We start from the raw sequence: 20,133 nt of genomic DNA, 5'->3' as shown, positions 1-20,133 counted from the left end.
ACAAGGGTTTGGCGAAGAAGACCTTACAAAGATTAAAAAGACCGAAAATGAAATTAAACATACATTTATTTCTTAGCCTTTTAACTCTGTTGACTTCGTGCAATGGACAAACAGCAGATAAGAAAAATAACACAAACCAATATATAAATGGAGACACAGTAAAGGAACTTGGAAGCAGTATAATGGTTGCTTACCAAGACAAGAAAAACGTTTATTGGTTTGGCAGTTGGGAAACAGGTGTTTATAGATATGATGGAAAAACATTGATTAATTACACAACAAAACATGGTTTGCCAAACAATAGAATTGATGAAATTAAAGAGGATAAATTAGGTAATATTTACTTCATTAGTTGTTCACCTCAATCGACAATTGTCAAATTCAACCAACAATCATTTACTACAATTATAGCAACCCAAAGCAATGAATGGAAACTTCAATCCGCTGATTTGTGGTTTAGAAATGCCTATCAATCTGAAAAAGTATATCGGTTTGATGGTAATAATTTTTATGAATTGACGTTACCAAAACCACCTAATTTTCCAAATTCATTTGAAATCTATAGTATTTATAAAGACCAAAAAGGAAATATTTGGTTTGGTACAAACCCTGTTGGAGTTTGCCGATATGATGGAAAATCATTTGAATGGATTACAGAAGAAGATGTGACAGAATTTCGCAATGAAGGTGCAAACGGTGTACGTTCTATTTTGGAAGACAAAAATGGTGACTTTTGGTTCAATACAGAATTCCGTTACAGTGTTTACGACAGCACAACATTAATAAGTAATAAATTTTATACTAGACATAAAAGCATTGGCGGTTTAGATGGAAAAATTGAAAGCAATTTGGACGAGTATCTATCAAGTGTAATAGACGATAATAATAATTTATGGTTTGTAACATATCGTGATGGCGTTTGGAAATATGACGGAAAGAACATTACACACTATGCTGTTCAAAATAATTCAAAAGACATTACTTTATTCAGCATATACAAAGACAACAATGGCGACCTATGGCTTGGAACACACGAGAACGGGGCATATAAATTTAACGGAGAAACATTTGAGAGATTTAAACTATAACAGAAAGAAGAGCAGCTGCTAATCGAGTAGACGGCCTCACCAAACTACTTCGATGTCTGCGCGGCTCACACCACCCTGCGTAAGCGAGCTGCGCACCTCAAATTAAAGTAGTTAATCCATCCACGGATCAACCAATTGAGCCGCTCGATACGATCATCAAAGTTCATCGGTATGGCCTTGCGGTTTATTACCTTCAGTTTTTCCTTCAGCGTTTCCCACTTTTTCTTACTTACTACCAGTTGATATTTACCCCGTTCTCCTTTCTTAATGGATTTCAATAAATATGAAATGCTTTCTTTTTAAAATCAATATCTTTGGAGAAATTAGAACACATTAATTGCGCAAAGCCGGTGGAATTGGGTGGACATGCGCGATGGTGTATGAAAAGTAAAAAAGTTAACAGTCATTTTATGGTGACATTACCAGTATTACAAAGTCGAAATTAATAAATTTAAAAATATGAAAATCAGGAAAGCATTGTTATTATTAAGCTTATTTGTTATCCCCTTTTTTGGAATACAAGCACAAGTTGTCAACTCTTCTTATGTAACAAAATTTGGAGAGAAAGCCTTACAATTCTCAATAGTTGTTCCAGCAGATAAAATAGAAGTTTGGAAACTGTTTACTACTGACAAAGGTCTTGAAAAATGGATAGCGCCTGTTGTAAAAACAAATATGAAAATTGGAGGGTGGATTAGAACGAACTATGATAAAACCAAAACAACCGAGGATACAACAGCTATTCAATTGGACATTATTAACTACTTAGATAGTGAAATGTTGACGCTAAAAGTAAATCTTAACGAAAACTTTCCTCAACAAGCAAGAAATGAAGATAAAAACCTTCAGGAAATAATTCAATTTATTGATATTGGAAAAGGAAATATAAAGATTATTTCAACTATGGTTGGTTGGGGACAAGGCAATGATTGGGACAAAGCTTATACTTTCTTTGAAAAAGGTAATGAGTGGACATATAAGGAGCTATTAAAATTGTTCAATAGCAAAAATTAATTATCAAAAAACAACGAACCGCTAATCGAGTAGCCAGCCTCACCAGAATACTCCGATATCTACGCGGCTCATACCAAGCGGGCGGTTCACCTACTGGCCCTCATTAACTTGACCGAATTTGTTGATAGTATTCAAACATGGACAGAAATCTGTTAAAAGGACCTTTGAAATTCCAATGGAAACAAAACATTAAATTGAATTACACGTTTTTGGAGCATAAATTAAAGCCATAAAATATAGGCAAATTGAAAATAATTACCTGGAATTGCAACATGGCTTTTCGTAAAAAAGCAAAATTCATCTTACCTCTCAAGCCGGACATTCTTGTAGTGCCGGAGTGCGAACATCCGGACAAACTAATATTTCCGGATGGCACTCAAATTCCAACTAATATTATTTGGAATGGTGATAATAAAAATAAGGGTCTTGGGGTACTTTCCTATAATAATTACAAATTGAAATTGCTAAAAATTCACAATCCACTATTTAAAAATATTCTTCCAATTCAAGTGACCCGTGATAATTGCAAATTTGTTTTATTTGCTATTTGGGCTAATAATCCATCGGACAAAGATGGTCCATATGTCACTCAAGTATGGAAGGCAATTAATTATTATGATAAATTAATCAAAAGAAAAAATACAATTCTGGCAGGCGATTTTAATAGTAATTCCATCTGGGATCGCCCTCGCAGAATTGGAAATCATAGTGATGTTGTCGCATATTTAGCTAATAAGAAAATCTATAGCGCATATCACACATTTCACAAACAAATTCATGGCAAAGAATTACATCCGACGCAATTCATGTATAGCCATCAGGATAAGCCTTATCACCTCGATTATTGCTTTGCTTCCTCAGATTTTATTAGCAGAATGACCATTGTCGAGATTGGAACGCATGAGGCCTGGAGCCATTGTAGCGATCATAAACCGGTGGTGGTGGAGTTTCATGGGTAATCGGTAATCGGTAATCGGTAATCGGTAATCGGTAATCGGTAATCGGTAATCGGTAATCAAAAAAATGATTTTCAATTCTAATGGTTCTAATTCATAAATTTAATTTGTGCTTAGAAGATCTAACAATCAACTAGCTCCTTGAACAGATGAGCGAGCATTTCATCCGGATCATCACAGAAGCCCGGATGGATCTCAGAAGTTTGCAGAATGGTACTTCTTTTGGAAGCAAGCCATCGGAAGCGGAAAGTTTGTTCAAGGGAGGCTATTCCAAATGCCGTTTCATCTCCAATGCTCACCAGTTCAAACGATCGGAGGTGCATCTCGAGATTGTCTATATCAGCATCGCAATGAAAAGCTCTTAGGCGAACTTTGTCCAGCTTATATTTGAGCTTAAGATATCCCAATTCCTTACAAAACATAATGATACCAAGGTTTATAGCTTCACCGCGTTCGACCTTAGGGACATATCGGATAATAGAATATTCAAATAAGTGCTTCCCTTGCATCGATGGCTTCTTTTAAGAATATTCCAGAATTAGCCAGTCTTGTCTTCAAAAACTGACGATAAATATTTTTTCGTTCGTCCACATCGACTGTTTCCAAATGTGTAATAATGAAATCGTTTGGTATCAAATCGATTATAGCATCAATGACTTCTCCGCTGAATTTATTCTTCATAAATGCATCAGCTTCTGTCAGCTTATCTGCTATCGGCAATAACACATGATCCTTAATCATGCTAAAGGGACGTAATGCATGATCCTCCCATGTATCGATATTGTGATGAAAATATAATGCTGCACCATGATCGATGAGCCAAATCTCCCGGTTCCAATACAGCATATTGGTATTCTTAGCAGTTCTGTCAAGGTTTGTTAAATAGGCATCCAGCCATACGATTTTTGAAGCAAGAAGACCATCCATTTCATAAACTAAAGGGTCGTAGGTTATGGCACCAGACATATAATAAACACCCAGATTAAGGCCGGTGCTGAATTTTAATAAGTCCTGGATCTCCTCATCCGGTTCGGCTCTTCCAAAACCTTCATCCAACTGAGCAAAAGCCAAAAAAGGCACTTTGAAACCCGCGACTCTAGCCAACTCTGCTCCTATGAGGTCTGCTATCAGCGCTTTTGTTCCTTGTCCCGCTCCACGAAATTTCAATACATAATTAAGCCCGTCACTTCCTTCCACAATGGCAGGCAGTGAGCCTCCTTCGCGCAATGGTGTAATGTAGCGCACTACATCAATCTCCCTGATATTTAATTCACTGATATCCATAGATGAGGAATCCCTGTTATAATTGATTTTGAAATAAATGAAGCTTAAAGATAAGGGTTCTCAGGATTTGATGGAAAAAAATGAAATCTTATCCGTAGACATATTGAATACTTCTTGATTGGCGAGCATAAGTTATTCATTTCTCTACAACCTTTATATGTAACTTGATAATTCGTTTTTTTAAATTAAACACTAATTTCTTTTTAGCCACTAATTCCACGAATGATGCTTTGCATCTAACACGAATTTATTAAAGCAAATTCGTACAATTAACTTCGGTGCTGCTTACTACATCGTGGCTAATAATATTGATTTTCTTGGCGAATGCCCTAAAGAAAGTAAAAATCTTAGTCTAATTATTAATGACGATCCGCATAAATTCTTGAGTCTCACCTCTAAATTCATACAGTATTACTACCAAAGTTTTTTTTAGCGGAATACGGTGATGTTTGGGGAAAATTTTCAACTCATCTTTACATCATCGAAACGCACATAAAGTTTGTGCAGATTTTGATCATAATTTTGGAAAGGGTGATGCTTAATAAATTTTAAAAGGGAACTTTGGTAACGACCGAAATTCCCTTTTTTTTATTTAGAGATGTTGGTTGTATTTTAATTGATGAGTAAAATTTCGAAATTGCTTAGTTTATCGATATTGAATGATATATTTAATACAAGATTTACTTATCTATTACTCCCCTTTAGCCTAAGGGTCATTCATTTATTTGAATATTTAATATCTAGCTCATTGATAAATTGTAAGATTAACTTTTAAAAGTTCTTGTTGTAATGATTAAATAGTTTAAATTTTATACTTACTTTTTGTCTTAATACAAAAAGTAACAAAAAAATCAAGGAGACACCCCGGCTTTGGCACCTCGCTACAAGCTAGGGTTTATACACATCTTTTTTGTTTATTTCAAAGTAAACTTTGGTGACACCCCGACGTAGGTTAACCTACGCCGAACCTCACGATCTATGTTTTTACTTTAAATATTGTACATCATTCGCTATGAAGTGCTGAGCGTAGGTTAACCTACCCCGAATCGTTCCTCTCGGGACTGTGAGCGTGCGCGTGTCTGCAAAATTAATTTTGCTTATAAGTAACTTAATGTCTATCAATTATATTATAATTCTAATTAAGCCTTTTTTTGAAAAAATACTTATGTATAAACCCTAGCTTTCAGAGGGAAATATTGTGCTAAACAAACATTTTATACCGAATGGAAATTCGTAATAGTCCAAATAAATTTGGACAAACGACTTTCAGCTCGGTATTATACGGCAAAATATTGGTCAATTATATAATTCCGTTTCGTATTAGATCATAAATATCAGCGTTATTTGAGTTCCCTTTTATTCATCTTGTTATCCATTTGATTTTGGAAACAAAGCATTAAATTTGAACTGTTTTCTAATCTTAGCTATCTACCTTAGTTTCTTAACTACCCAACTTTGAGTTCTTTACCTTAAAAGACCAGGTAATATAAAATAAGGCGATCTCATCTCCTTGCCCATTAGTGCCAATAGTTTGGCAGCGGAATGTTTGTGGTTGGGAAGTTATTATAGCTTCTTCAATAGCCAATCTCATTGCATCACCGCTATTGCATTTAAACATGGTAGGCCCAACAGCTTTTTTTGTAAAACTACCTTCTATGTTAGTTACTAACATAGAAATAGAAGGCTTGGCATTTCTGACATATGCCATTGCAAGCAGGCCGGTACTCATTTCGGCAGCCATAGATAATACAGCGAAATAGGTGGACCGAAAAGGATTTTTATTGATCCAATTGTACGGCACTGAAATTGTACACGAAGTGAGACTTATTTCTTTGACCTTCAACCGGGCTATGAAGGCCATAGGTAAATGGCGCATTAAGAACAGTCTGTACATCCAGGGACTGGAAGCTAAACGAACAAGACTAGCTGACTCCTTTGACTGGTTTGAGCGATAGTTATCAATAACGTCAGAAGTCGTTTTATTCATAATGAATTCCAGTTTCGGCAATAGGTAAGCGATTGTAGATGGCTGATTTTAGAGGCTTGCCCGACAAGGCATTGACAACGGCGGGGTAGAAGGTATATAGTAGATTGATCCATATTTTTCTTTAAAAGAAACAAAGTTTGACTGCTGAAACTTGAATATTAATTAACTGAAGTTTCGGAGTTGATTACAGAGTTGAGTATCATCAAGATACAAATTTAATACATTTCAAATAATATTATCTAAGTTGTTATATTTCAATTAGTTAATTTAATTTATGAATATTCGAAATTTAGGAAATTGGTTCCACCTGCTATAAATGATCACCGGAATTTCATTCTAATTTCTAATTTCTGATTTCTAATTTTAAGTAGAGTCATATCAACGATATTAAAGAAAATATTTTGGTCCGAAACTTCAGTAATTAGTTCTGAATTCTTTCTATTTGTGCCCCGATCGCATTTAACCTGGTCTCAATATGCTGATAACCTCTGTCTATTTGTTGAATGTTGTCTATTCGGCTGACTCCTTTGGCCGACATAGCAGCAATCAAAAGGGATACTCCTGCTCTGATATCCGGTGAAGTCATGTTGATGGCACGGAAACGGCTTTTGCGTTCCAATCCAATCACTGTAGCTCTGTGAGGGTCGCAAAGAATGACCTGCGCACCCATCTCGATCAATTTATCCGTAAAAAATAGTCTGCTTTCGAACATTTTCTGATGGATCAACACGCTTCCTCTTGCCTGAGTAGCCATCACCAATATAATACTCATGAGGTCAGGTGTAAATCCCGGCCATGGCGCATCATAAATGGTCATGATCGAACCGTCTATAAACGTTTGTATCTCATATATTTCCTGAGCAGGTATGTGAATATCATCTCCTTTTACATTGATCTCAAGTCCTAGCTTTCGAAAAGTGGGAAGAATAATTCCAAGATCTTTGACAGAAGCATTGGTGATAGTAAGTTCTGACTGAGTCATGGCTGCCATGCCGATAAATGAACCTATCTCTATCATATCAGGAAGGCACCTGTGGGTCGTTCCGTTTAGTTTCTCTACACCTTCCACGACAAGTAAGTTAGATCCAATTCCTTCGATCTTAGCACCCATGCGGACGAGCATGTTACTCAGTTGTTGAAGATATGGTTCGCAAGCAGCGTTATAAATGGTAGTCTTACCAGGAACCAGGACAGCAGCCATTAGGACATTGCCTGTACCGGTGACTGAGATCTCATCCATGTAAATATAGTTGCCCTTAAGATTGGCACCATCTATGTAGAAATTTCCTGCATCTTCATTGTACACAAATTTAGCACCCAGCTTTTCAAAGCCATGAAAGTGAGCATCTAGGTTCCGCCTTCCGATCTTATCTCCTCCAGGTTTTGGAAGATAAGCCTTTCCGAATCGACCTAGTAGTGTGCCCAGAAGCAGCACTGAGCCTCTTATTCTTTTGGCTTTTTCCTGATATTCAGCAGATTGAAAATAATCAAGATTGATATCAGCGGCATTGAAAGAGTATTCTCCTTTGCCAAGTTCTTCGATTTTGACACCAAGACCTTTTAACAATTCCATTTGCAGGCGCACATCCAGGATATCCGGAAGATTGCTAATTATAACGGTCTCCGCTGTAAGTAAAACCGCCGAAACAATTTGTAGGGCCTCATTCTTGGCGCCTTGTGGCTCGATACTTCCGGACAACTGAGCTCCTCCGGTCACTAAAAAACTATCACTCATTTACTATTGGTTAACATTTAGGACCAAATCTAACAGGAAATTGATAATTGCCACTAATTTATTTCATAATAATACTATCTCTTTAAAAACTTTGCAATGAGGTTTGGAATGTGTTATTTTACAACATGAATCTGAAAAACAAATAATGTCAAAAAGACAAGGCGAAAGTAAAGGTCTTTTTTATCAATTTATGAAGCAAAAGCCTCGCGCAATTGCCTTAGTTTTTATTATTATTTGTAGTTTCCTTGCTATTTTCGCCTACTTATTTACAGATGATAAGACACCTAACATCAATGAACAAATACCGGCAATTAGTTTAAAACAACCCGGTTTCAGTATTAAATTGATCAAATTTCCTAAAAACAATGATGTTCAGCAATCTTCATGGTTGTCTTTTATTTTAAATGGGGAGGAAGATGCTTACAGATATGTCCCTGTGGCTTGGTATGATACTGAAGGTGATAGTCTAAGATATAAAGTATATGATGAAGATTTGATTCCGGATTCAATTCCCACCATAGCCATACACAAAGCCGCTTGGTATCTGAGGTCAAGTGATATTTCATTCATTGAAAAAAAGGGAAACTCTTACGAAGTTTTAATGACAAATAAGTCCAAACAAATACTCGAAATAGCATCCATAAATAAAAAACTGAATGAAGAACAAGTCGAAAAGAGGACATATTGGTTGGGTACAGATCTCTTCGGTCGGTCATTATTAAGCAGGATTATTTTAGGGATTCGTTTTAGCTTATTTATCGGATTATTGGCCGTATTGATATCGATCACGATCGGCACTTTGATCGGTATGGTTTCGGGGTTTTATGGAGGAAGAGTAGATGATGTGCTTAGTTATATCATGAATGTATTCTGGAGTATACCTACGTTAATATTGGTTTTCGCGATAGTTCTGGTCATGGGGCGTGGTATTCAGAATATTTTTATAGCAGTAGGTCTGACTATGTGGGTGGATGCGGCCCGGTTAGTGAGAGGCCAGGTGCTGGCTCTTAAGAAAGAAAAATATGTAGAATCCGCCAAAGCTATGGGCATGAGTACCATGCGTATTTTATCAAAACATATACTGCCTAATATGTTAGGACCATTGATAGTGATCGCCGTATCAAATTTCGCTTCAGCTATCATCGTAGAAAGTGGTCTGAGCTATCTGGGATTTGGTATTCAACCTCCAACTCCATCCCTGGGTTCTATTCTTAGCGAAAACTATGGATTCATCCTCAGTGGTAAGCCAATGTTAGCTATAGCACCCGTTTTGGTATTATTATTCCTCGTTTTAGCTTTTAACTTGGTTGGCAATGGTGTAAGAGATATCTTTGATGTAAAAACGAATATACAGCCCTGAGCAATGGTAGATGACATGCATATATATCAAAACAAAATAAAGAGTCTCGAAAAGAGCCTCTTGTACAAAGATATACAGGTCAACTCATTGTCTCAAATCACCAAAGAGATCAATGAAAATGCTTCTGCAGAATCACTTTACACCCGTTTTAGTAATTTTCTTAGTGCTGAAATGGCCGTCGATAGGATGATTCTCTTATTCTTTGAAGATGATGAATGGAGAATAAAGACTAGTATTGGGATGCCGGAGATGAATGCTGTCGATTATGCATCTACACTTAAAAATTATTCGAAGCCCTGCTTTTTGTCTAAAAAAGATAAGAAATTCTTTCAGGATCTTGAATATATTATCCCTATCAGACATAAAGATAGCAGCATCGCATATGTCATACTCGGACATTTTGGTATGGAATTGCGAACTCACGATAATTATGAATTTGTAACTACTCTGGCCAATATTATTGCTGTCGCTATAGAAAATAAAAGACTTTTTAATCGCCAAATAGAACAAGAGCGTTTTAACAACGAGATAAAGCTGGCAAAGGAAGTTCAGCAGATGATGGTGCCTAATGAATGGCCTCAAACGAAGCACTTTAAGGTGTCCTCTATCTATCGACCACTTTGGAATATAGGTGGTGATTACTTGGATTGTTTTGAGATAGACAATAACCGCACTGCTTTTTGTATCGCAGATGTATCGGGCAAAGGCATAGCAGCAGCTATGCTAATGGCAAATTTTCAGGCTATTCTCCACCAGGTCATCAAACCTAGTATTACATTGGACAATTTGGTATATGAACTTAATAAAGCCGTAGTGCGTATCACCAACAGTGAAAAAATTATCACCTTCTTCATTGGAGAATTCAATAAAAAAACTCGCACATTAAGTTATATCAATGCGGGACACGTACCTCCTATCATGCACATGAATGGTGAGTTGCATTTTCTGAATAAGGGTACGACCCTATTAGGCGCAGTGGAATATCTTCCTACCACGGAGGTAGCTACCGTTGAGATCAGTGCCAATGCTACCCTGGTCCTCTATACTGATGGTATAACAGACTTAAAGGATCCAAGTGACAGGTCATTTGAAGATGAGATACTCTATAAATTTGTATGCCAAAACTGCACAGAGCCAGTCAAGAATTTTAATGCAATGCTATTGAATCAATTGGAAATATTCAATGTAAATCAGGATTTTCCGGATGATATAGCAGTCTTAACTTGTAGGATTATCATATAATTAAATGCTAATCGTCTTGATTTTGTGCCATTTAATCTATTAATTATAGTAATTTTGGAATAATCTTTCCTCCTTTGGTGTTTATATAAAAAAAATGAGGTTATAAAAAAGATATAGATGAAATCCTACAATAACAATTATGTTCAGTCACAACGTGATAAAAATATTGCCAGCCTTTTGGCTATTTTTTTAGGATGGACAGGTGTCCACAAATTTTATCTTGGAAAGATCAAGTTGGGCGTGTTATATGCAGTATTTTCCTTCACATTTATTCCCTTTTTTCTGAGCGTCATCGACTTTTTAGTGCTAATCACTATGAGACAACAAGAATTTGAATCTAAATACAATGTAGACATACCATTTACTACACCAAAGAATTGGAGATCGCGACAAGTCGATAGAAGGAATCGAAGAAGAGGTAAGACTATTATCTTTTCCGATGAAAAACCTTACTATGACCGTGCACCAGAAAGAAAGCCGGATGTCACTTTTAGAACTACCATACCTAAAGTGGTCGGATTGAGCGCCAATAAAGCTTATCAGGAAGGATTAAAACTTTTTGAAGATTACCAATATAGAAATGCACTCGAACGCTTCCAGGCTGCCTTACTGATTAATAGAGAGAATCCACAAATACTTTTTCAGATGGCATGCTGTAATTCATTGCTTGAACAAAAAGAGGACTTGTTCAACAATATGCAAAAAGCAATAAAGAATGGATTCAAGGATTTTGATAAGATTCAAACGCTTGATGCTTTAGCATATTTCAGGATTCAAATTGAGTTTGATGCGTTTAAGGATTCGGGATTTACTAAATGGCAAATTCAGGATGAAAAAGAAGCGTTAAATGAAATAAAAAGTCCTGAGACAATTGCTCCCGAAGTAGAAATAATTGAGGAAAACCAGGAACCATTGTCCACAGATGAATTATTGGCAGAACTTAAAAAGCTTGGTGAGTTAAGACAAAATGGCGTTCTTACTGATGAACAATTTGCGGCTCAAAAACAAAAACTGTTCGCATGACGTTATTAATCTAACTTTATAACCAACAATACTTTTTATAATGTTTGCATCCGAATTGATCGTATCTGAAATTACTCCGGTTAGCCCTGCTAACACCGGAGATGATGCTCTGCGTATCATGGAAGATTTTTTTATAAGACACCTGCCCATAGTTGATGGTCATGAAGTAATAGGCATTATTTCTGAGGAATTAATACTTGAACATGACACAAACGAGCCTTTGGAGTCCTACCAAATGCCATATAAACCAGCCTATGTCAAGGCAAACGATCATGTATTTGAAGTTCTTGAACTCATATCGCTAACTAATCTAACTTGTATTCCTGTAGTAGACAGTAACCAAAAGTACCTAGGTGTCATTACCCTGGAAAAATTAGTGCAAAGTTTTGCATCAGAGTTTTCTTTCAATGAAGCCGGCGCCATTCTGGTGCTTGAGATAAATAGAGTTGACTATTCACTTACCGAGATCAGCAGGATAGTAGAATCTGAAAACGGTATGATACTAAGTAGTTTCATTTCACAGAATAGTGGTCCAGACCCCAGCAAGATATATGTAACTTTAAAGATCAATCTTTTAGATGTTCAATACCTAAAAGCTACTTTTGAGCGATATAATTATGTAGTGCTAGCGACATTTACGGAGACTGAATATATCGATACGCTGAATGAAAGATATGAATCTCTCATGAACTTTCTGAATATCTAAGTAAGAAGTATTAGGTAGTAAAAATTCGTCGTTAGAAATGAAACGCTATAAGTATTTCTTTAACTCATTATAAAGTTAGATGTCTGAAATTAGAAATTATTTAACCTGTAATGCTTTAGTTCCAAAATCAAAAAGATAACTTGATGAGGTAAAAAGTAAAATGCAGTTGAGAAGATTTCCCTCATTTGAGGACTATGGTTTTTACATAAAATTATTCAGATTTAATTTTTTAGGTATTCACCCAAAATAAATATTATTAGCCACAAATTGCACGAATGATGCTTTGCATCTAACACGAATTTATTCGTGCAAATTCGTGCAATTATTTTCGATGCTGCTTGCGCGGTCGTGGCAAATAAAAGCTTTAGGAATTTTTATTTTTACAAGATTTGCTTGCAATTTAATCTTTTTCTTTTTGCCACTAATTGCACGAATGATGCTTCGCATCTAACACGAATTATTCGTGCAAATTCGTGCAATTATTTTCGATGCTGCTTGGGCGGTGGTGGCTAAAATTTATGGAGTTTTGATCTATTATAAAAGTTAGTGTCATCTCTGTTCCATTTCCATCAAGTTATCATTAGATTTTGGAATCAAAGCATCAGATGTGTACTAATTTCTAACTTAGGTTGAGTAATAGTAAGACTTTTAGAAAATATATATACCACCGAAACTTCAATTATTTATTTATCAGGGACAGAATCTCTGCATCTAAATATTTTCCATCGTAGTGATAACTTTCCTTAAAATATCCTTCCACCACAAACCCATTGTTGACTAATAATTTTTTTGAAGCCCTATTCTCCGGATTAATATTTGCTTCAATAGTGTGGAGTAACATATTTTCCCAGCCATATTTTATAATTCTCTTCAAAGCTTCATCCATAAAGCCTTTCCCCCAAAAGTCCGGATGTAATAAATATCCCACTTCTGCCCGGTGATGTTGTGAATCTGTCTTCCAAAACCCTATCGTACCCATCATTCTTTCAGAATCTTTAGAGGTGATCACCCATAGGATACCTGTGTTATTCTTTGCTGCTGCATCAATGTTATCGATGATCGGAAAAACATCTTTTACTGACTTTTCCGGCAATCTGTCAAGGTAACGAATGACCTGAGGATGTGTCCTTAGATTAAAAAAATCAGTGGCATCTTCATGCCCTATCCTGCGGAATTCTAATCTTTCAGAGGAGAGCACCGGAAAGGGATTGAAGTTAAAATATAACATATATAAAGGCTTATTTTAATTTGTGCATCACATTCCGGACACTTTCCAGCATCTCATTTGCCGTATTTTGATCAATGAATCTGGCATAAACAGCACCCTCAAGTTTTTGCATTATTTGTCTTGTTTCCTCTATAAACTCATTACTGAGCTCAAGCTCCTTCAACTTATCAATGACAGAATTGATTGAAAACTTAGAAAATGGAATTTCCAGTTTTTCAGAAAGAAAACTTCCTAATGTTTCATTAAGACTCTTGAAAAATTCTTTCCAGTTTTCATTAATCTTTAAATTCTCTGCTTCTCTAAGTAACTCGTTGACATTTGTCTCCTTTGGAGGAATTTTGAGGGCTTGGTCAGATTCAAGAATATCTATTTTGGCTTCAGCTCCTTTAGGCTCAGTGCCGGTTAAATTATTATGCTCCTTTTTAGTTGAAGGTCTGAAGAGAAAAGCGATAAATGCCAGCAACGCCAAACTACCTGCGGTAACCAATATAATATTTCTATTTTTCTGAAAATAGGAAACTTCTTTTACCAGCTCCGCTTCATCGCTCTGTGAATCTGCTTTATTTAATCCCTGACTCACCACAAGAGGAAGCGGTTCAGGTGCTATTGTTTTATATTCCTTTGTCTTTGGGTCAAAATATACAAATGGAGGAATATCGATGTTATACTTTCCCGGCTTTTTAGGAGTAAGATCTATGACATAAGATTTAATGCCAGTCCATTGCCCTGATGATTCCTGTTCTGTATCTTCCAACACTTCAGCCGGATAATAGTCGAAGATAGAGTCTGTGCTTAGCGATGGTGTTTGGATTTTCTTCATATCACCATTGCCCGATATTTTAAAATTAAGCATAGCTGCATCATCTGTGGTCAATTCAACTTTATCACTCGACACAGAATATTCAAAGTTACCAACTGCGCCAAGAAAGCCATCTGGGATAGGAGTTGGCAGAGGCCTAACCTCAAATTGCAAACTATTGGTTCTGAGTTGTTTTGGCTTAGAACTAGAAAATAATGAGCCGAATGGATCATCATTGTCCATCGGAATACCCACAGTCAAGATGGCCGGATCTATGACCATTTTTCCACTTTGCTGTGGAAACAGCGCAAGCTTTCTAAGAGTTCGAACCATATATCTTTGACCCCCAAACGATTTAACTTTGACACCCCCATCGAAGTTTTTAAAAGGTTTGACGTATATGCCGGTATATTTTGATTCGCTATTAAAGTTGAATGAGGAAACATCCAACCTGGAATATATTTTATATTCAAGTGTAATCTGCTGTCCGGGGTAAGCGACTTCCGAACTGATCTCCATTCTGGCAAAAACATCTCCACCATTTTGAATTTCATCTGTCAATTTAGCATCACTTTTTCCCTCCAATACTTCCAAAGTTATCGGTTTGGAGGTAAAGATCTTACCGTTTACCTTTACTGTAGCGGGACCAATAGTAAATCTTCCTTTTCTTGTAGGCTCAAGAGTAAATGTATATGAGCTGGATCTGGAAGCTTCTCCATTTATAATGCTCGTCTGTGATGAAAAGGTCGGTGGTCCGAGAACTTTGAAATCCGAAAAGGTCGGAGGAGAGAGATCCACTCCGTTTCCATTTTCAATCTTAAAATATACTTCAAAATAACCATCTAAAGGAACTTCATTAGTCTCTGCTTCAGCATAAAACCTAACTTCCTGTGCTTTTAGAAAGTTAGTGATGGAAAAGAGAAAGAAACTAAAAAAGATGAATCTTTTAATGCCTGACATATAGTGGTTAAGATTAATAATTATAGTTTCTCAGTTTTGAATTTATATTTTGGCTTTGTTGCTTTGATGGGTGCCTCTTGAGGCTGTGTACTAAAAGGTTTTAAGTCTGGAGAATTAAAAAAGTCCTCCATCGAACCAAATCCTTCAAAGAAGTCATTACTTCTTTTCGGTTCATTTTTCTCAGCTGATTCTTTTATTCCTTCTGGGTTGGCTTTCACATAAATTTTTATTTCATTGCTAGAAAGCTCCTTATCAGCACTTTTGTATGTCGCCTTCCCTATGGTCAATTTGCCTATGATCGTTGGTTCAAGTACATATATATAAGTAGTCTTTCTACTTTCACTTCCATTGATAAAAGAATAAGAACTTGAAGTATAAGGTCCGTTTACCACATTGAAGCCATCAAATGACGGTGGGACAAATGAGCCGGAAATATTAGAGGCCACAAAAGTTACTTTAACCTGATTACCAAAATATACGGTATCCTTACTCAACTGCACTTCGAGCATTGTGCCTTGGCCGAATGAAAGAAATGCAATACAAATCAAAATACCTGTTAAAATATTCTTTAATGCTTTCATTTTAAATTGAATTAATCTACCATTTAAAAAAAAACTTACCACTTTGTTTCACCATTACTAATGAGATTACACGAGTAACAACGCAAAATTACTTAGTGTTTAGATAGATTGCAGGTCGATAACAAATAATTCACAATTCATATTAAAGCTTAAAAAAATAGGGATGTCGCAAAACATCCCTATTGTTAATTCTTCGATCAAAAAGGAAGATCATCTGCGTCCGTATAGTTGGGCGCTGCTTGCGAAGGTTGATTGGATTGAGTCGAATTAGAATTATATTCGTTGCCCCCACTTGGATTAGATTCTTTTGAGTCTAAAAACTTAAAAGTATCTGCTTTAATGTCGGTAGAATAACGATCTACACCATCTTTATCCTGATACTTTCTGTAAGTGATTTTCCCTTCAATGTAAACTTTGCTGCCTTTCTTCAGATATTTCTCTACAATCTCTGCACCTTTTCCCCAAATTGAAATATTGTGCCATTCTGTTAGAGTTTTCCTTTCGCCTGTTTTATCTACATAAGTCTCGCTTGTAGCAAGTGAAAAATTAGCAACCGAGTTATTCTCGAATTGTCTTATTTCAGGGTCTTTGCCCAGGTTCCCAATTAAAATTACTTTGTTTACCATAATAGTGAGATTTGAATTTTAAAATATTATATAATTAATTTACAATTTTGTTTGTTAAAACCAGCCAAAGATACTGCTATTAATAATTGAACCAATGAAAATACATCAAATAATTTGAACATTTATATCATTGTCCTATTTTTTGGTTAAACTATGCTTTCCATTTCATTTTTAATGGCTCCAAAACCTCCTTCTATTTCTTTGAAATTGTGAATACCTCTCGATTTCAAAATCGATGCTGCCATCATACTTCGATAGCCACCTGCACAATGCACAAAAAAAGCATCTGTTTCTTTAGCATCATCAATCCAGTCATTGATATTTTCCAGAGGAGTATTTCTCGCATTTTCTACGTGATTTCCTTCAAATTCTGATTCCTTTCTAATATCAAAAATTACGCCACCTTTAGTGGTCAATTCATCTATAAACTGATTTGAGGAAATTCTGTCTACCTGATCTATTTCTTTACCAGCGTCCTTCCATGATTGGAATCCACCTCCGATATGTCCCAGTTGATTATCGAACCCTACTCTGGATAGCCGTAATGATGTTTCTTCTTCTTTGCCCGGATAAGTCACGAGGAGAAGAGGAGTTTTAACATCCACGATCAATGCACCCACCCAAGGTGCGAATTGACCTTCTAGACCAATATTTATAGACCGTGGGATAAATCCTTTTGCAAAATCTTCCGGATTCCGTACATCAAGTATCAATGCATTGGATTCATTAGCAATGGACTCAAATTCAGCCGGATTAAGGGCTACTTTACCTTTATCCAGTACATCTTCAATCTGTTCATAGCCATCCCTATTCATCTTAACATTCATGCCAAAATAAAGGGGAGGAGGGGTCAATCCATCTAAGACTTCAGTGATAAATGATTCTTTATCAGGTTGTCTTAGCGCATAGTTCATTTCTTTTTGGTGTCCCAAAGTGTCCGAATTTTGCTTCATCATGTTTTTACCACATGCACTGCCGGCACCATGAGCAGGATAAACAATGACATCATCAGGAAGTGGCATAATCTTATTGTTGAGGCTGTCATAAAGATGCCCTGCCAGATCCTCAACAGTCAAATGGCCTGCCTTCTGTGCAAGATCAGGACGTCCAACATCGCCTAAAAATAAAGTATCACCGCTAAAAAGATACTTAGGTGTGTTATTTTCATCCAAAAGCAAATAGCAAGCACTCTCCATTGTATGGCCGGGAGTATGCAGTACTTTAATCTTTATATCACCAAGTTCAAATATTTGCCCATCTTCTGCTATTATTGCTTCAAAACTAGGATTGGCGTTAGGTCCGTATATAATGGGTGCACCTGTGGCTCTGCTAAGATCTACATGACCAGAGACAAAGTCAGCGTGAAAATGTGTTTCAAAAATGTATTTTATCTTGGCACCATCCCTTTCACTTCTTTCGAGATAAGGTTTGATCTCTCGCAAAGGATCAATAATAGCCACTTCATTTTTACTTTTAATATAATATGCTCCTTGTGCCAGACAACCTGTATAGATCTGTTCCACTTTCATTTGCGATGCTCTTTTAATATTCGATGTGTTTTAACATAGAATATCGATTAAATAAAATATTTCAAAAATAGTTCTTTAAACAATATTGTTATGGCCATGACCAGTACAAAATATCCAAAGATGGGTTTGAGTTTTTCATTACTTATTTTTGTAGAAAAAGTACTGCCAAGCATGATGCCTACAATAGCAACACTAGCAAATGTAACCAACAGTTTCCAATCGATCACCACGTCGTTGTGTAGGTCACCCATGAATCCCATTAACGATTTCACTGCAATAATAATGAGGGATGAACCAATTGCCTTTCTCATTTCTACCTTTCCTAGCAGTACAAGTGCCGGAATAATAAGAAATCCGCCTCCAGCTCCTACAAGGCCGGTCAGAGAACCCTCAAAGAACCCTGCCATTGTGATTTTAAAGAAATTTAGCTTAGTATCTTCTGTTTTTTGAATTTGACTTTTACGCATCATTGCAAAAGACGCAGCCAACATGAACCCTGCGAAAATTAAAAGAAAAAAAGTAGGTTTTGGCACCTGCATTGCCGTACCGACAAAAACGGGATCCGGGATTAAAGGTATTAAAAGTGTTCTGGTGATAAAGACCGTGGTAATAGAAGGTATCCCAAAGAAAAACACAGCCTTCCAGTTGATATTGCCTAATCGGATATGATTAATGGAACCGGAAAGGCTGGTTAGACCAACAATAAAAAGAGAATAAGCAGTAGCGATCACGGGATTTACTCCAAAAATATAAACTAAGATAGGAACAGAAAAAATAGAGCCTCCCCCTCCGATCACTCCGAGTGAGATACCCATCAGGAATGCTCCTATATATCCAAGTATATCAGTGATCATAGGGCCTGAAAGTATGCACTTGGACGGTATCTGTCTTCAAGATAGTTCTCATAAAGGGCTTTGATCCTCCTATTGATAGTTTCAAAGCCGATCTCTCTTCCCCAAGCCATCAGGCCTTTGGGGTAATTAGTGCCCAAGGTCATGGCTTTGTCAAGATCATCCTCAGTGCAAACATTCATATATACAGTCTCTACTGCTTCATTAATGAGCATGGCCATGATACGATCGAATATACCTTGTTTGGTAAGAATAGCTCTTTTAGGCATCGTTTCTTCCAATTCAGGATGTGTATAAAATCCTTTACCTGACTTTCGGCCTAACCAACCCGCATCCATCAGTGAACGCTGAGTGAGTGAGGGCCTATATCTGGCATCCTGATACATGGCATTGTATACAGACTCAGTTACCCTGTAGTTAACATCATGTCCAATAAAGTCCATCAATTCAAAAGGCCCCATTTTAAAACCACCTATTTCTTTCATAGCTTCATCGATCAACTTGCAACCAGCCAATCCCTCATCAAAGATGCGCAATGCTTCTCCATAAAAAGGTCTTGCTACTTTATTAACGATAAAACCCGGAGTATCACGAGCTACAGCAGGGCTCTTTCCCCATTGTTCCATCAAACTTATCAATATAGACAAAACGTTTGGGCTAGTTTGTAATGCAGGAATCACCTCTACCAATTTCATAACTGGAGCCGGGTTAAAGAAATGAAGCCCCGCAAAGCGATCAGGATGTTTTAATACAGAGGCAAGCCTGGTCACACTGAGAGAGCTGGTATTGCTGGTGACTATGCAATCTTCGTTAACAATACTTCCTACATCATTCAGAATAGAACGTTTTACCTGAACGTCTTCGATGACAGCTTCGATGACCAAATCTACCTGAGCGATGTCTGCCATTTCACCCGTCCATGTGCATCTTTTCAAGAGTGCTTCAGAGTCTTCAGCACTTATTTTGTTTTTCACAATCAAGGATTGCATCGTAAATGAAAGCGATTGTTGTGAGTGTAGGAGCGTCTCTTGGATTACATCAAAAAATATGACTTCACAACCATTGGATGCCGCCACTTGCCCTATGCCTGTGCCCATCGCCCCTGCTCCTATTATTGCAACTTTATTTATCGTCATTATCAATTTTTCTGTTAAATACTTACAA

19 protein-coding genes are annotated in these 20,133 nt (G+C 36.7%); 7 read left to right on the top strand and 12 right to left on the bottom strand.

Annotated elements, in window-relative coordinates; translation table 11 throughout:
* The first annotated feature begins 47 nt into the window (after positions 1-47).
* Positions 48-1,088, top strand: coding sequence for a ligand-binding sensor domain-containing protein (locus IPI15_RS17915; RefSeq protein ID WP_287405178.1), 1,041 nt, complete (start codon positions 48-50; stop codon positions 1,086-1,088).
* A gap of 65 nt (positions 1,089-1,153) precedes the next feature.
* Here the strand turns inward: IPI15_RS17915 and IPI15_RS20030 are convergent, their stop codons facing one another.
* Entirely contained in the window at positions 1,154-1,366 is a 213-nt protein-coding gene (locus tag IPI15_RS20030; RefSeq protein WP_353738776.1) for a group II intron maturase-specific domain-containing protein, read from the bottom strand.
* Between the two features lie 181 nt (positions 1,367-1,547).
* Between IPI15_RS20030 and IPI15_RS17910 the strand changes: the two genes are divergently transcribed.
* On the top strand, positions 1,548-2,102 hold the full coding sequence (locus tag IPI15_RS17910) for a hypothetical protein (protein WP_287421643.1): 555 nt from the start codon (positions 1,548-1,550) through the stop codon (positions 2,100-2,102).
* Positions 2,103-2,347: 245 nt separating this feature from the next.
* A complete protein-coding gene (locus IPI15_RS17905; RefSeq protein WP_287421642.1) occupies positions 2,348-3,061 on the top strand; it encodes an endonuclease/exonuclease/phosphatase family protein in 714 nt (237 codons plus the stop codon).
* Positions 3,062-3,180: 119 nt separating this feature from the next.
* On the opposite strand, the gene IPI15_RS17900 is transcribed toward IPI15_RS17905, so the two are convergent.
* The 4 genes from IPI15_RS17900 to murA all read right to left on the bottom strand — a co-directional run bounded on the left by IPI15_RS17900 (position 3,181) and on the right by murA (position 8,064).
* On the bottom strand, positions 3,181-3,567 hold the full coding sequence (locus IPI15_RS17900) for a DUF3037 domain-containing protein (RefSeq protein ID WP_287405173.1): 387 nt from the start codon (positions 3,565-3,567) through the stop codon (positions 3,181-3,183).
* Positions 3,545-4,342, bottom strand: a complete 798-nt coding sequence (locus IPI15_RS17895; RefSeq protein ID WP_287421641.1) for a HipA family kinase — start codon at positions 4,340-4,342, stop codon at positions 3,545-3,547. The genes IPI15_RS17900 and IPI15_RS17895 overlap by 23 nt, the downstream gene beginning before the upstream one ends.
* Positions 4,343-5,783: 1,441 nt before the next feature.
* Positions 5,784-6,329, bottom strand: coding sequence for a DUF4442 domain-containing protein (locus IPI15_RS17890; protein ID WP_287405169.1), 546 nt, complete (start codon positions 6,327-6,329; stop codon positions 5,784-5,786).
* A 421-nt stretch (positions 6,330-6,750) separates the two neighbouring features.
* Entirely contained in the window at positions 6,751-8,064 is a 1,314-nt protein-coding gene (gene murA, locus IPI15_RS17885) for a UDP-N-acetylglucosamine 1-carboxyvinyltransferase (RefSeq protein ID WP_287405168.1), read from the bottom strand.
* A 145-nt stretch (positions 8,065-8,209) separates the two neighbouring features.
* On the opposite strand from murA, the gene IPI15_RS17880 reads away from it, so the two are divergent.
* The 4 genes from IPI15_RS17880 (at position 8,210) to IPI15_RS17865 (ending at position 12,395) form a co-directional block, all read left to right on the top strand.
* Positions 8,210-9,424, top strand: coding sequence for an ABC transporter permease (locus IPI15_RS17880; RefSeq protein WP_287405167.1), 1,215 nt, complete (start codon positions 8,210-8,212; stop codon positions 9,422-9,424).
* 60 nt (positions 9,425-9,484) lie between these two features.
* Positions 9,485-10,666 (top strand): GAF domain-containing SpoIIE family protein phosphatase, encoded by a 1,182-nt coding sequence (locus tag IPI15_RS17875; protein ID WP_287405165.1) that lies wholly within the window; start codon positions 9,485-9,487, stop codon positions 10,664-10,666.
* A gap of 117 nt (positions 10,667-10,783) precedes the next feature.
* A complete protein-coding gene (locus tag IPI15_RS17870; protein ID WP_287405163.1) occupies positions 10,784-11,689 on the top strand; it encodes an NINE protein in 906 nt (301 codons plus the stop codon).
* 40 nt (positions 11,690-11,729) lie between these two features.
* The gene (locus tag IPI15_RS17865; RefSeq protein ID WP_287405161.1) at positions 11,730-12,395 is read left to right on the top strand and encodes a CBS domain-containing protein; all 666 of its coding nucleotides are present in this window, start codon (positions 11,730-11,732) and stop codon (positions 12,393-12,395) included.
* Positions 12,396-13,074: 679 nt separating this feature from the next.
* Here IPI15_RS17865 and IPI15_RS17860 read toward each other — a convergent pair.
* From IPI15_RS17860 to IPI15_RS17830, 7 genes are all read right to left on the bottom strand, one after another.
* Positions 13,075-13,623 carry a GNAT family N-acetyltransferase gene (locus tag IPI15_RS17860; protein ID WP_287405159.1) on the bottom strand — a complete coding sequence of 183 codons (549 nt, stop codon included), beginning with the start codon at positions 13,621-13,623 and terminating at the stop codon, positions 13,075-13,077.
* Positions 13,624-13,633: 10 nt separating this feature from the next.
* Positions 13,634-15,382, bottom strand: a complete 1,749-nt coding sequence (locus tag IPI15_RS17855; protein WP_287405157.1) for a BatD family protein — start codon at positions 15,380-15,382, stop codon at positions 13,634-13,636.
* 20 nt (positions 15,383-15,402) lie between these two features.
* Positions 15,403-15,963: a BatD family protein gene (locus tag IPI15_RS17850; protein ID WP_287405155.1), complete on the bottom strand. Its 561-nt coding sequence runs from the start codon at positions 15,961-15,963 to the stop codon at positions 15,403-15,405.
* Positions 15,964-16,160: 197 nt separating this feature from the next.
* Positions 16,161-16,589: a single-stranded DNA-binding protein gene (locus IPI15_RS17845; protein ID WP_287405153.1), complete on the bottom strand. Its 429-nt coding sequence runs from the start codon at positions 16,587-16,589 to the stop codon at positions 16,161-16,163.
* A gap of 146 nt (positions 16,590-16,735) precedes the next feature.
* Complete coding sequence (locus tag IPI15_RS17840) at positions 16,736-18,118, bottom strand: MBL fold metallo-hydrolase (RefSeq protein ID WP_287405151.1); 1,383 nt, start codon at positions 18,116-18,118, stop codon at positions 16,736-16,738.
* 47 nt (positions 18,119-18,165) lie between these two features.
* Complete coding sequence (locus tag IPI15_RS17835; RefSeq protein WP_287405149.1) at positions 18,166-18,972, bottom strand: sulfite exporter TauE/SafE family protein; 807 nt, start codon at positions 18,970-18,972, stop codon at positions 18,166-18,168.
* Positions 18,969-20,105: a 3-hydroxyacyl-CoA dehydrogenase NAD-binding domain-containing protein gene (locus IPI15_RS17830; RefSeq protein ID WP_287405147.1), complete on the bottom strand. Its 1,137-nt coding sequence runs from the start codon at positions 20,103-20,105 to the stop codon at positions 18,969-18,971. Before IPI15_RS17830 ends, IPI15_RS17835 begins: the two co-directional genes overlap by 4 nt.
* Positions 20,106-20,133: the final 28 nt, after the last annotated feature.

Source organism: Candidatus Brachybacter algidus, from assembly GCF_016707225.1.
Taxonomy (GTDB): Bacteria; Bacteroidota; Bacteroidia; order Chitinophagales; family Saprospiraceae; genus Parvibacillus; species Parvibacillus algidus.
This window is presented reverse-complemented; position numbering and strand designations above follow the sequence as displayed.